Genomic DNA, 12,437 nt, shown 5'->3' on the forward strand with positions numbered 1-12,437 from the left:
TACGATCGCTGTTGCTCACGGATTTCTATGATTGAGTAGAATCCAACAAGGTAGAAATCCGTTCACAAAGGCGACCACTACGTTTCTTCAGAATCATTTCAGCCTTTTGCCGGGACCGTTCTAATTCCTGTTCAACTTGTTATTTTAAACTTCCAGATAAGCGCCTTGCTCTTTGAGAAGCGATTGGACTTGCTTGATGTCTATATCTTGAACGTTCTTGTGTTCAAGCGCCGCGAGGGCTGCTGCTACTCCGCCGCCATGACCGATGGCGCCTGTCGTCGGGGTGGTTCGCATCGCTGCCTGCGCTTCGAAGGTGGCCGAGATGCAGCGGCCGATCACGATCAGGTTGGGCATGGAAGCGGTAATCATGCAGGAATACGGAATGCTGTATACGCCGCCCCATTCCAGCTTCTCATGCTTGGTGCCTTCGCCGTCTGGACTGTGGATGTCGATTGGATAGCCCGAATGAGCGATCGTATCTTCGAACAGACGCTGCTGCAAAATATCCTCCGCCGTCAGCGTATAGATGCCTTTGATTTGGCGCGATCCGCGCACGCCGATGCTTGGTCCAGTGGACTCGACAACCGCATGCTCGAAGCCGGGAATGTATTTGCGAACAAACAGCTCCAGCTCACGGCACTGCTTGCGGCCTTCCATTTCCGCCTGGCTCAGGCTGTGTGCGTCGGTCACGTCATAGCCAATAATCCGTGTCGTATTGAGGATGACCTCGCCCGGGTTATTGGTCTCGAAGAACAGAATATTCTCACGCGGTATGGAGATTTCGCCCCGCTCTTTGGCAGTTCTGAACAGGCTGTCAAAGCCGCCAACTGAAAGGCGAGGGGACTTCTCAATAATGGAGGTATCCCCGTTGTACAGTGGGAAGTCCTCTGGATGGGCGTGAATATATTCCTTGACCCTTGGGATATCGACGTTGTACATTTTCATCTTAAGGGTCATTGGCTGTGTCGCTCCGTCAGATTCACGTCCTTTGGTGTACTCGACCCCAGCTAAGGCTGAGAGGTCGCCGTCACCTGTAGCATCGATGAAGACGGAGGCATGGATGTCGCTAAGCCCGGATTTGTTGCAGACTTGTATGCCTGTAATGCGGCCAGCTTCGGTATAAACGCCTGCCAGCATTGTGTGATACAAAATATCTCCGCCGGCTTCCGTTACCATCAGCTCCAGCTCGTGCTTCATTGCTTCGGCATCAAATGGGGTAACCGAGTATGTAAATCCGACGGTGTCGAAAATATGCCCCGGAGATTTGCCCAACTGCTTCAGCCGCTCGATCAATTCCCCGGTGAAGCCTTGAATGACCTGCTTCTCACCAGCATGGAAGGTCATCATCGGCCCGACACCGTTGGCGGTTAGAGTGCCGCCGAGGAATCCGTGGGACTCGACAATCAGCGTCTTGGCCCCGGTTCTGGATGCCGCAATGGCTGCCATAGCCCCGGAGATGCCTCCGCCCATTACAACTACGTCATATTGCTTCATAGGTTCTTCGCTCCTTTTCTCGCAAGTGAATAGCTTGTGTTGCTATTAGGCTAACAAAATAAATTTAATTTGTAAACGCTTTTAGAAAATAATTTTCTAAATATCCGGAAATGTTGAAAATTGTTTGCTGAATTTTGGAGATTTGATGTTGAAGAGGATTTTTGAGGAAAAATTGTGAAAAAAAGAAGACTTCCGAGAGGGAAGTCTTCTGATAGAGTGAGGATATTCTATTTATTGAATGGCATCCAAAGCGGCCTCGACTTGGTCTTCGATCGATGCTTTCACATACTGCATGCTCAACGAATACCCATTTTCGTCACCTTGCAATAAAAGAGTGATCAGCGTGTCGCCCTTCTTCCATTCGCTCATATAATAGCCCCCGTCAAGCAGAGGAATCTGTTCTAGTGTATCCTCATAAGCACCAACGACATCTGTTATCGGTTGCCCGTAGCTTTTAACTAACTGATCGAACGCTCCTTCATAGAAGCCAACTAACCCGTCTTCGTCTAGGCCGGAAATATCGGGGCTAAAGACTACTTTGGCTAATTTATTCTTATAGAATATATATAGCTCTTCAGGGTCTTCCATGGAATGCTGGTACAACAGCATATAAATATCGCCTTGGCCGCCTTCATCGATAAGCGTTGAATACCCGGCTGCTGATTTAACTTGTTCCGGAGTTAATCCCCAGATCGGAACATTATCGGTTCCCGGCTTCTCACCAATCCAGGCGATACCCTGAGAAGCATCCAATCCGATCTGCTTTCCAGTTAACTGCTTCACTGCTGACAAAGGAATATAGGTGGTTCCGTTCAATGTCTTGGCTGCTGCAGCAAGGTTGACATTGGATCCGTTGATTTTAGCCTTTTTACTGCCTAGATTTACAGTGATATAGGATCCCGCAGAATTTTTGGCTGTAATGGCCTTCGTCTTTTTATCGACGGTTGTGACATACTTCAGATCAGCCAGGACAGCTTTCATCGGAACGAGTGTAACATTCTTCTCTACCACTGCCGGTGTTTTCGCTGATGAAATTGAGCCATCCACAAAGATTGTATAAGACACAGCCGCAGAAGTTGGAGTAGTGAACGAGAAAAGACCGATCAGGACGGCCAGGCACCCCATAAGAGTGAAGTAAGTAAGCTTTTTCATAATGTCTCCTTTTAAAGGTTGTTCAAAAAGTCCGCTTTTGATCACGAAGTGAATCAAGAAGTAACTCGGCATCGAATCTTGAATTCACCCGGGTCTTCCGGTGCTCACGTACCAACTACGTACGCTCCGCTCCTCAGACCCTAGCTTCATCCAACCTTCTCGGTGCTGAAAACCGGCCTTTTTGAACACACACTTCTATGTATTTGATATGAAAATCCTGTGATTCTATTAATATAGCATATGGATTGAATAGTGAGGAATATATTTCCTGAGAGATGAAAAGATCTGACTGAATTTCGACAATGTCTCGTTCGTAGAAATTATCCAGTTGCGTTAGAAATGTAACATATATATTGCATGGATGTAATATATATGTTACATTTGTTTTTGAGGAGGGATACTATACTTGGAAAATAAAGTTAAGGTTGCACGTACTCAAGTAAACTTGACGCAACAACAACTGGCAGAAAAAATAGGTGTCACTCGCCAAACCATTAGTTTGATTGAGAAGGGCAAATATAATCCAACCCTAAAGTTATGTCTGGATATTTGTTACGCAGTTCATAAGACGTTAGATGAAGTATTTTGGATAGAAAAGGAGAACAATCAGAAATGAAAAAAATTACGGATGAACGTTTAATATTGCTGAACCTCAAAAACATTCGCATTGCATTTATCATTCAAACCCTAGGTGTTTTGGGGATTTTAGGATATGACGCAGTTAAAAAAGGGTTAGAGGGAATGACAGAAAATCCTCTATGGCTTGTATTTATCATCACTTCAGTTATTCTGGGATATTTATCGATGAGTAGTAGTGTAGACCATGAAAGTGAAAAGATTAACCCGAAAAAAAGTCTAATGATCTCGCTGGTCGTGATCATCTTAATTTCAACCGTTGTCGGATTTCTTGTCTCACGTACTGAAGGCTTTACTATGAACAATGGGGTAATCATAGGGGGAATATTATTTATTTGCGCACTCATTCCAGTGGTGTATACCTATAAATTGCGAGTAAACCGACTGGATGAAAATACAGAGGACTAAAACACTTCCACGTCGTGCGGTATTGATTTTCGTTGACATCCATACGCGCAATTTGCATTATTGCAATAGAAGGTAATTTAGCGAGGGAGGTGAAAGGGTAATTCAAATTCGTATTCATAGGACCATAATACTTACGGATTCCCATCCTGCATTCTGCTTGAATGCTGCATTATGAAGTCGTAGAGGGGTAGACCTGCTTTTTAATACCGATTGAAGTGACTCATTCACGCAGAACGGGAGGATTCACCAATGATAACCTATCAAGTGATGACGGAAGAGCAAGTAGGAAAACTAAGGGAAATAGATCGTTCCGAGCATATTGATCTGATCTATGAGATACAGCATGGTGAGATAATAGAATTACGGGCGGATCACGAATGTCCAAGTTGGGATGAAGATTTGCTGCATGAGATGGAGGGAAAATATCTGCTGGAATTGCGCAATGGGGGAATGGCGATCGGCGCGTTCGATGCAGATACCTTAGTTGGATTCGGTGTTTTAGCACATCAATGGCGAGGAGAACAGCAGGACCGTCTCCAGGTGGATCTCATGTATGTATCCCGGAACTATCGCAGACAGGGCATCGGGACGCAGATCATGCGGAAGCTGGCAGAAGAAGCAAAGCAAAGAGGCGCGAAGTACCTCTATATCTCGTCTACGGAGACGCGTTCAGCGGTGTCTTTTTACAAGAGCAATGGCAGCCAATTGACGAAGGATGTAGATCCTGAGCTGTTCAAAAAGGAACCGAAGGATATTCATATGTTGGTTGAGTTGTAGATGTACGGATAGATAAAATAAAGAGCTAATCTATTTACTAGGCAGTGCGGTACGGATGAAGTGCTGCACTGTTTTTGCTTCTCATGGAACGAGTCGGAATTCGACTTGGGCTGCGAAGGCTTAAGAAACTTGTAAGAGTTGAGAAAGAAAAAAGAGAATTCCGCCTTGTACTATGAAAGTGCCAGGGAGGTGTTCGACAGAATCGGCTTCTTCATGCACTTCGTGATTAACGGCAGACGAACAGAAATTCTACTATATATATTTTTAATTGGGAAGGAATTGATGTTTTCGTGAGTTACGCCTTATACAACAAAATGCTACAGTCGCTGTGGATGGCATGGGAGGCTGTATTTGAACGTATTACGCCGCTTCGGAGTGTGTACCAGTCGAAATTCGGTATTTGCAAAATTGTCGTTCGCGCCCACCGTGGTAGTTCTATCCGCTTCGAGGATGGGACATACGTACATGCGGGTGATCAAGTCTGTGAAATTCACCTTGATAATCGGGAAGTTCTGCAGTTATCACGGGCGGTTGGGGCAGATCGGGCTGCGATTGTGACGGCACGCAGGCTGCGCGAAGCGTTGAAGGATATTGGCCGAGCGGTCGACACAGATCCGAAATTGGCAAAGGCTAAGGCCTTGACCGGCATTACCTTGCTGCATCGCGGCATTATTCATGGATTGGGATTCGAGCTGCATCCGCTGGAGACGAAGTGGATGGAGCGGATATCGACTGTCTATCTTCGCTTGCTGCTTCGCATGCTCAATCCAGAAGGGGCCAAACGCTTGAAGCAGCAGAGATCGAAGCTTATACCGAAAATGCTCATGATGTCCCGAGCGTCTTTGGTAAATCGATATGCAAGCGGGGTAAAGGCGTAACTATGGACAATCTCATTCCACGTTTACTCATTTTCTTGATCGCGCTTTATATGGGGCTGCCTTTCCTCGTGACTCGAATATTCGGTTGGGGGGTCTTTCGGAAGGCCAGTCGCAAGCGGGCAGAGCGCCATGTTGCCTTTACATTCGATGATGGACCCGATCCGCGCTATACGCCCAAGCTGCTTGATCTTCTTCGGGACCGAGGCGTGAAGGCAACCTTCTTCGTTCTCGGCAGCAAGGCGGAGAAATATCCGGAATTAGTGAAGCGCATGCACGAGGAAGGACATCAGATCGGCATTCATAATTATACGCATATGCTGAATTGGATCATGTCTCCAAGAAACATACGCCGAAAACACGTTGAGCGCTCTGCAGATATTATCCAACGAATTACGGGAGAACGTCCGACCTACTATCGTCCTCCTTGGGGGATTTTGAATATCATGGACCTGTTCCTGCTGCGCAAGGCATATCGGCTCGTGTTATGGTCGGTTATCGCGCGCGACTGGAAACTGAATACGGGTGAACATCATTTGCGTAATCTGCTGTCCGATCACATCCGTCCCGGGGCTGTCATCGTATTGCATGATAGCGGCGATACTTTTGGGGCTGACAGAGAGGCTCCCGGACAAATGCTGACAGTGCTTCGGGACATCCTGTCCGAGACCGAACGAAGAGGCTTGAAGTGCGTGCGCACGGACGAATTGCTGATGCTGGAGCGTGCAACGTAAAATTGCAAAAAGAGGGATTATTCACTATCTAAAAGTTGTAAACCATAGAGAGGTAAGGAATCCTTGTTAGGCCACTTCCCGGCTAATCCCCGATTGCGATTAGGCTCTAAACGGAGTACCAACAAATTCATTTTAGGGAGGCTGAATTGATGGAAATTTCAAAGGGAGTAGAAATGCTTCATCTCGATTTTCATGGGCATGAGATTCACCCCATTCTTTTGTGGGATCAAGAAATGGCTGTTCTGATAGATACAGGGTTTCCAGGGCAACTGGAAGATTTACGCACAGCAATGGAAAAGGTAGGCGTGTCGTTCGACCAACTAAAAGTTGTGATTTTGACGCATCAGGATGTGGATCATATAGGCAGTCTTCCTGAGATTTTGCAGGAGTGTGGCAATCATGTACAAGTATACGCGCACGCATTGGATAAGCCGTATATTCAGGGGGAGATCCCTCTATTAAAAGATGGTCATCTTGAGAATCCCCCTAAGGGCAAAGTGGACGATACCTTAATAGATGGTCAGGAACTGCCGTTTTGCGGCGGAATTCGCATCATCCATACTCCTGGGCATAGTCCTGGTCATATCAGTCTCTATTTAAGGCAAAGTAAAACACTCATTGCTGGAGACTCGATGTACAGCGTAAACGGGATTCTCGAAGGTATTCACGAGCCGACTACACCGGATATGAATGCAGCTCGTCTCTCTTTGAAAAAGTACTTGGATCTCGACATTGCATCCGTGGTTTGTTATCACGGGGGATTAAGTCATGTAAATGTTAATGATCAGATATTGAGACTTACTCAGTTTTTGTAAACTGAATTTCTAGATAAATGATCGAATGTAATAAGTAGACACAAGTTTGAGCCTCTGCTCGAACTTGTTTTTGTATGTACGGCTAGTATGGGTGTTATCTATAATCTAAACTCCAATTTGCCGATGAAACATTATGAGGAATAGTAGAAAATAGTGATATCTATTGGAGGACGACAATGAAACGATGGATGGCAGCTCTGTTAAGCCTTATGTTAATTCTCACGGCTCTTTCAGGTTCGGTGCAAGCCAAGGGGAATGACATAAGTGCTGTTAACGAACAGGAATACATACGTATCGGCGAAGATTACGACATTCTTGATGACAACGTACTAATGGCGAAAAACGATGGATCCGTATGGACCTGGGTCATAAATAAAGATTCTTTAAAAACGTTAGATTGTTATATAGCTGAAATGTTCCAAATTCCGGGCTTGCAGAATGTGAAGCAATTTAGATACAAATCGCATGAGAAGAACAGTAGAGCTATTATTAACTACGTTGCGTTAAAAAAGGATGGAACCGTATGGTATTGGGATTCCAAAATCACCGAAACCGACGCTGCTATTATACATAGTCCTATGGGTACTCCATCGCCCATCACAGAGTTGAATCAAGTCACTTCACTCGTTGCTGATTTTTTTTACGATAATTCTAACTTCAAGACTTTGTTCGTATTAAAATCAGACGGTTCGGTTTGGAACTGGGGAAGCGAAATAGGCGGTACCTCGTCGATTCCGATTCAATCCAAGCTGCTTGATGATGTCCTATCCATAAGCTCGGCGAACGGTTTCGCATATGCAATTAAAAAGGATGGTTCGGTTTGGAAATGGAGCACAAGTGACTACCTTCCGCATAATATCTCTAAAAACAAGAGGCCAGAACAGGTCAAGGGTCTTAGCGATATCGTCAAGATCGAGACGGGCGCTTATCCAAACTATGCTTACAAGAAAGATGGTACGGTCTGGTCCTGGTCGGCGTATAACTCTGCGAGTGTTCCCAAACAATTACATGGAGCAACCGGCGCGCGAAGTATTGTTGAATTTAGCACGATGCTGCAAGATCGATTTATCGATTCCATTTATGCTTTGCGAACAGATGGTCAGCTTTGGTCCGTGTACAACGACGATAAAGTATTCCAAGGGCTTATGGACATCGTCTCCATACACAGTAAAGTCAAGGACAGGTATTCTAAATGGTATTATGCCTTGAAAAAGGATCAGACCTTGTGGGCATGGGAAGATGATTATTATTCCTTGCCCAAGCTTGTCGTGTTTACGAAAGGAACGGCAGCTGGTTATCGTTCTGGCGAAGCTGGACAACCTATTGGAGATCAAACTGGAGTAACAGGTACGCCAACTGGTGATCACTCGGGGACGGCAACCCAACCAACGGGGAATCAGAATGGAACAACAGGCACACCCATCAGCGGTCAAACTGAAAAAACAAATCAATCGACGGGTAGTCGTTCTGGTGCGGGAGAGCAAGCAACTGGAGATCGAGCAGGAACATTAAATAAACCAACTGGCGACCATCCTGAGACAAAAGCTCAACCTGTGGTACGGACCTCACCGGAAATTAGCCTTTTTCCGTTTATCACGATGCTGCAGCCTGGCGGACAACAGATCATTACCGCAAGCAATGTGCTTCCAGGGACAAAAATAACGTACACCATTGACGACCCGGGCGTAGGAACTATATCGAATGTGAATGGCATCCCCGTCATCACCGCGAAAAAATCCGGACAAACTGTTGTACGGGCAACCGCAACCCGAGCCGGCTTTCCAGACGAGACCGCCTACTTCTTGTTGTATGTCGTGGATGGCAGCATGCTGTCTAATACGTATCTTACGGCCATCGGGTCGATTCCTGACGCTGACAGACAGAACCCCGTTATCGTGGAGGGACTAACACAAGCGGGAGAGCTTGTGATCACCGCCGCAAGTAGTGAGGAGGCGGCTCCTGTTAACGGTCAGCTCGTTATAACGCCCGAGTTGATGGAGCGCTTAGCAGGCAATGCGTCAAAGGCGAACTTAGAGGTAAAGCAGGCGCTGTCGGAGAAACGGATTACGCTTGCGAGAGAGTTGATCGTGAATGCAGAAATTTTGCCTACGTCCGGACAAAACGAATATATTTTCAAGCTATATAAGGATAGCTTAGTGGGTCGAAAGGATATCAACTATATTACCATTTATGCGGGGGATGCGAAGCTGGTGCTGAATGTTGCGACCGCAGATCGCCTGTTCGATTCACGTACGGTGATTGTGATTCGTCTGGTCCAAGCAGATAAAGGCGAATATCGCGTACAATTCTCAGATGAACAAGGTCAGGAGCTGTCGAACGTATCAAGCAACATCCTGCTCATTTTGCCTGCAAAGCAGACGAATGCAACACATACCAGCGTGTTCTATTCAAATGGTAAAAAGGCGCAGCCGATCGGCGGAAAGTTCAATCCGTCCCAAAACGGCATAGAAGCGGAAATTAACCGTTCCGGAACGTATTTCGTGGACGAAAATCCCAAGTCATTCCCTGATGTTGACGATCGAGATCCAGAGCTGCAGCAAGCGGTTCAGTTTCTGGCTTCCAAAGGAATCGTGACCGGGAAAGAGAACGGTAATTTTGAACCCGATTCCCTGCTCACCCGTGCAGAGTTCACGGCCATGCTTGTAAGAGCCTTCTACGCATTGGATGAGACGGCGACGGAGAGCTTCTCCGACGTGCATCCGCCGCAATGGCATCATCCCTATATCGCTTCATCGGAGAAAAAACATATCGTCGAAGGTTACCCTGACGGTACGTTCAAGCCGGACAAAACGATATCCCGGGAAGAAATGACCGCCATCGGCGCAAGATACCTGCATGAGAAGAAACATTATTACTACCCTGCGAATCCGGAAGATTACCTGAATCAATTCGTAGACAAAGAGACCATCTCCAATTGGGCCAAGCCAACCATGTCCTTGGCTGTGAAGCAGCACTTGATCAACGTTCCTGCTAATAAACGGATTAACGCTCGCGAGGCTGTCACGCGCGGGGAGGCTGCGCGGATGTTGTATAGGCTTTATTTGTTGCTTTGAGTGGGAGGTTTTTAAAGGGGAAATGCAAAAAGGACTGGATGATGTTATCCAGCCCTTTTCATGTAGAGTATTGTCAGTTAAAATCCACTTCCACAGAGCCAAGGTCGTAACCCAACACGATCAAAGTCGATCCTTACTTTAATTTAACGCAGCGAATTAGCAGGGGACCTTAGGAAGGTAACAAAAGACAAGCTGTTGCATTAACAAAAGCATGTCTTTTTTGATGTAAGCCTTGACTTCTTGCATTTAGGAGCAGTTTACTTAAATTTTTCAAGACTGTTTTTAATTGAAACGCTTGGAGATATTCGTCTGACCAAGAATATAGTCAATACTTACGTTGTAAAACTCGGATAACTTAATTAACACTGAGCTTGGGACGTCCAAGTTCCCACTTTCATATCGGGAATAGGTTGCCTGAGAGATGTTTAGATAATCTGCCAATTGCTGTTGCGTCAAATCCTTATCCTCACGTAAATCACGTATTCTCTTATACATTCGTTCATCACCCAAGCTAAGTTTAAATTATGCGGAAATTGCATATTGTATTTTATGCACTTTTCGCATAAAATCTATTCATATGGAAACTGCTGGATGTTGAATATTTCAAGATCGTAAATGATACTGTTTACCTACTTCTATAAAAGGGGCGAGTAGAATGAAGAGTATTATAGAGGAACTTTACTATGGCAAGCTCCATCCCGAAGAGCGTATTGTCCCAACTGATCCTGAATATCGTCCTCTCAACAAAAAGATTTCTAAATTGATGGAGGAAGCAAGGGAAAGACTTTCGGAGAGTGATTTCGCTGCACTTGAGCAGATTTTGGATTTGACGAGTGACTCTAGTTCCATGGTTACAAGTGCTTCTTTTGTAGAGGGATTCAGGATGGGGGCTTTGGTGATGGTGGAGGTGTTTTGTGGGGAATAGAAAGGGGTTAGGGATGAACTGGGAGTTTGGGATATCCTAGGTTTGGATTAAGTAGTTATAGAGGCTTCTGCTGATAATATCACAGTAGGAGTTTTTTGTTGGAGGGAAAAGGGATTATTTTCCTCGTATTACTCTAACTTTATAGTAAGAAGGGCTTATAGTAGATTTTGACTATTTCGATGAAAGAGGGTTTGTAGATTCTGATTCTCTATTATTATCTTCCCCGGTTACCTGAAGATGGTTTAGCTAAAGAAAAAAGTGAGCTTTTAAAAACTAGAAGCTGCTAGAAAACTTAGACTAAATCAGAACTGATAAGTTGAATTTGAGAGAAAGAACAGACATCCTAGAACACTATTTTTAGCTTTGACCTGACAGCCCCTGGTCCACGAAAAGCAATTGACAAGAGCAATTTCAGCGAATACATTTGCACCGACTAATCGAATCGCTGCGGCTCCTAAAGCGTTTAGTCGTTAAGACCTCATAAACATTGTTATAGGAAATAACATGAAAATAATAGTGTAAAGGAATATCGCCAGTATCCCCGCAGAGATAGGAGATCCATGGGATAGTGAGTGTTGAGTATGTTACTTAAGAAAGCGGACATGATATTTTAGAATTAAGCATTGGCTTGTTAAAACTGATGAGTTTATACGTTGATAGAGGCAAAAAAACATAAAATTCATAGCTTTGATGAAATGGTTGTTTATGATTTGAGTTGTATTAAAAATGTTTATGGTTTAACTATTTCATAAAGAAAAGGAGCGTTGCATAGATGGATATTCAAAATGAACTAAAGACTACCAAAGGTGATTTATTACATACAGCAGTTAAAAATACAATTTCAATGATTCCAGGTGTTGGGGATTATTTGTCTGAAGCATTTTCATTATTAGTAACTCAACCTGCTGAAAAAAGAAAAGAGAATATTCTTGTGATGATTGATGAGCGGTTACAACAACTAGAAAATAAATCAGTTGACGTTGAGTCGTTAGTTACTAATGAACTTTTTCTTAGCAGTGTTCTATAGGTAACACAAATAGCAATGAGAACACATCAAATAGATAAGCTAATGGCTTTGTTAAATGCAATTACTTCCGTAGCGACTGAGCAAAGTCTAGATGATAGCCAAGTGCAAATGTTTTTCTCTTTTATAGATAGTTTTAATGAATGGCATCTTCGAATGCTAGTATTTTTTGATGAACCAAAAGAAAAATTAATTTCTAAAGGACTATCCTATGACTTCTTAATGGGAGGAGCTAATGACGCTCTTTAACGTTATTATCCTGAATTGGAGAAACGAAAGGAATTTACAAAGCAAATTATGAATGACTTATACCAAAGAGGGCTGCTCAACTCAGATGCTGGAATTCTGAATACGACAATGACTGGAAGCGGAGTAATAGCTTCTAGAACTTCACAGATGGGTAAAGGATTCTTGCAGTTTATCAGTGAATCAAACTAGTAAAATGACTGTTTCATAAAAAAGAAGAGGTGAGATTATGTTTAAATACAATTATGCAAATAGATTATCTGATAATGAACGAAAG

The 12,437-nt window shown here is 44.3% G+C and carries 13 protein-coding genes; 10 read left to right on the forward strand and 3 right to left on the reverse strand.

Going from position 1 to position 12,437, the window contains the following annotated elements; all coding sequences use genetic code 11:
- Positions 1-144: 144 nt before the first annotated feature.
- A complete protein-coding gene (locus tag ABD014_RS09025) occupies positions 145-1,494 on the reverse strand; it encodes an FAD-dependent oxidoreductase (protein WP_343860102.1) in 1,350 nt (449 codons plus the stop codon).
- Positions 1,495-1,725: 231 nt separating this feature from the next.
- Positions 1,726-2,646 (reverse strand): copper amine oxidase N-terminal domain-containing protein, encoded by a 921-nt coding sequence (locus ABD014_RS09030; RefSeq protein WP_343860104.1) that lies wholly within the window; start codon positions 2,644-2,646, stop codon positions 1,726-1,728.
- A gap of 406 nt (positions 2,647-3,052) precedes the next feature.
- On the opposite strand from ABD014_RS09030, the gene ABD014_RS09035 reads away from it, so the two are divergent.
- From ABD014_RS09035 to ABD014_RS09065, 7 genes are all read left to right on the forward strand, one after another.
- Positions 3,053-3,262, forward strand: coding sequence for a helix-turn-helix transcriptional regulator (locus ABD014_RS09035; protein ID WP_343860106.1), 210 nt, complete (start codon positions 3,053-3,055; stop codon positions 3,260-3,262).
- Complete coding sequence (locus ABD014_RS09040) at positions 3,259-3,690, forward strand: hypothetical protein (protein ID WP_343860108.1); 432 nt, start codon at positions 3,259-3,261, stop codon at positions 3,688-3,690. The genes ABD014_RS09035 and ABD014_RS09040 overlap by 4 nt, the downstream gene beginning before the upstream one ends.
- Before the next feature lie 249 nt (positions 3,691-3,939).
- Positions 3,940-4,467 carry a GNAT family N-acetyltransferase gene (locus ABD014_RS09045; RefSeq protein ID WP_343860110.1) on the forward strand — a complete coding sequence of 176 codons (528 nt, stop codon included), beginning with the start codon at positions 3,940-3,942 and terminating at the stop codon, positions 4,465-4,467.
- Positions 4,468-4,757: 290 nt separating this feature from the next.
- Complete coding sequence (locus ABD014_RS09050) at positions 4,758-5,345, forward strand: YkoP family protein (RefSeq protein WP_343860112.1); 588 nt, start codon at positions 4,758-4,760, stop codon at positions 5,343-5,345.
- 2 nt (positions 5,346-5,347) lie between these two features.
- Positions 5,348-6,076, forward strand: a complete 729-nt coding sequence (locus ABD014_RS09055; RefSeq protein ID WP_343860114.1) for a polysaccharide deacetylase family protein — start codon at positions 5,348-5,350, stop codon at positions 6,074-6,076.
- Positions 6,077-6,225: 149 nt separating this feature from the next.
- Positions 6,226-6,891, forward strand: a complete 666-nt coding sequence (locus tag ABD014_RS09060; protein WP_343860116.1) for an MBL fold metallo-hydrolase — start codon at positions 6,226-6,228, stop codon at positions 6,889-6,891.
- Between the two features lie 176 nt (positions 6,892-7,067).
- Positions 7,068-9,965, forward strand: coding sequence for an S-layer homology domain-containing protein (locus tag ABD014_RS09065; RefSeq protein ID WP_343860118.1), 2,898 nt, complete (start codon positions 7,068-7,070; stop codon positions 9,963-9,965).
- 282 nt (positions 9,966-10,247) lie between these two features.
- Here the strand turns inward: ABD014_RS09065 and ABD014_RS09070 are convergent, their stop codons facing one another.
- On the reverse strand, positions 10,248-10,460 hold the full coding sequence (locus tag ABD014_RS09070; RefSeq protein WP_343860120.1) for a helix-turn-helix domain-containing protein: 213 nt from the start codon (positions 10,458-10,460) through the stop codon (positions 10,248-10,250).
- Positions 10,461-10,620: 160 nt separating this feature from the next.
- Here ABD014_RS09070 and ABD014_RS09075 point away from each other — a divergent pair, with 160 nt between their 5' ends.
- The 3 genes from ABD014_RS09075 (at position 10,621) to ABD014_RS09085 (ending at position 12,163) form a co-directional block, all read left to right on the forward strand.
- Positions 10,621-10,890: a DUF6809 family protein gene (locus tag ABD014_RS09075; protein WP_343860122.1), complete on the forward strand. Its 270-nt coding sequence runs from the start codon at positions 10,621-10,623 to the stop codon at positions 10,888-10,890.
- Positions 10,891-11,662: 772 nt separating this feature from the next.
- Positions 11,663-11,917: a hypothetical protein gene (locus ABD014_RS09080; RefSeq protein ID WP_343860124.1), complete on the forward strand. Its 255-nt coding sequence runs from the start codon at positions 11,663-11,665 to the stop codon at positions 11,915-11,917.
- 15 nt (positions 11,918-11,932) lie between these two features.
- Entirely contained in the window at positions 11,933-12,163 is a 231-nt protein-coding gene (locus tag ABD014_RS09085) for a hypothetical protein (protein WP_343860126.1), read from the forward strand.
- Positions 12,164-12,437: the final 274 nt, after the last annotated feature.

It is taken from the genome of Paenibacillus motobuensis (assembly GCF_039521865.1).
Taxonomy (GTDB): Bacteria; Bacillota; Bacilli; order Paenibacillales; family Paenibacillaceae; genus Fontibacillus; species Fontibacillus motobuensis.

Bases quoted from the DNA above. Each gene is read 5' to 3' on its own strand.
- ABD014_RS09025 (WP_343860102.1), bottom strand. From the start codon at position 1,494: ATGAAGCAATATGACGTAGTTGTAATGGGCGGAGGCATCTCCGGGGCT.
- ABD014_RS09030 (WP_343860104.1), bottom strand. From the start codon at position 2,646: ATGAAAAAGCTTACTTACTTCACTCTTATGGGGTGCCTGGCCGTCCTG.
- ABD014_RS09040 (WP_343860108.1), top strand. From the start codon at position 3,259: ATGAAAAAAATTACGGATGAACGTTTAATATTGCTGAACCTCAAAAAC.
- ABD014_RS09045 (WP_343860110.1), top strand. From the start codon at position 3,940: ATGATAACCTATCAAGTGATGACGGAAGAGCAAGTAGGAAAACTAAGG.
- ABD014_RS09055 (WP_343860114.1), top strand. From the start codon at position 5,348: ATGGACAATCTCATTCCACGTTTACTCATTTTCTTGATCGCGCTTTAT.
- ABD014_RS09060 (WP_343860116.1), top strand. From the start codon at position 6,226: ATGGAAATTTCAAAGGGAGTAGAAATGCTTCATCTCGATTTTCATGGG.
- ABD014_RS09065 (WP_343860118.1), top strand. From the start codon at position 7,068: ATGAAACGATGGATGGCAGCTCTGTTAAGCCTTATGTTAATTCTCACG.
- ABD014_RS09070 (WP_343860120.1), bottom strand. From the start codon at position 10,460: ATGTATAAGAGAATACGTGATTTACGTGAGGATAAGGATTTGACGCAA.
- ABD014_RS09075 (WP_343860122.1), top strand. From the start codon at position 10,621: ATGAAGAGTATTATAGAGGAACTTTACTATGGCAAGCTCCATCCCGAA.
- ABD014_RS09080 (WP_343860124.1), top strand. From the start codon at position 11,663: ATGGATATTCAAAATGAACTAAAGACTACCAAAGGTGATTTATTACAT.
- ABD014_RS09085 (WP_343860126.1), top strand. From the start codon at position 11,933: ATGAGAACACATCAAATAGATAAGCTAATGGCTTTGTTAAATGCAATT.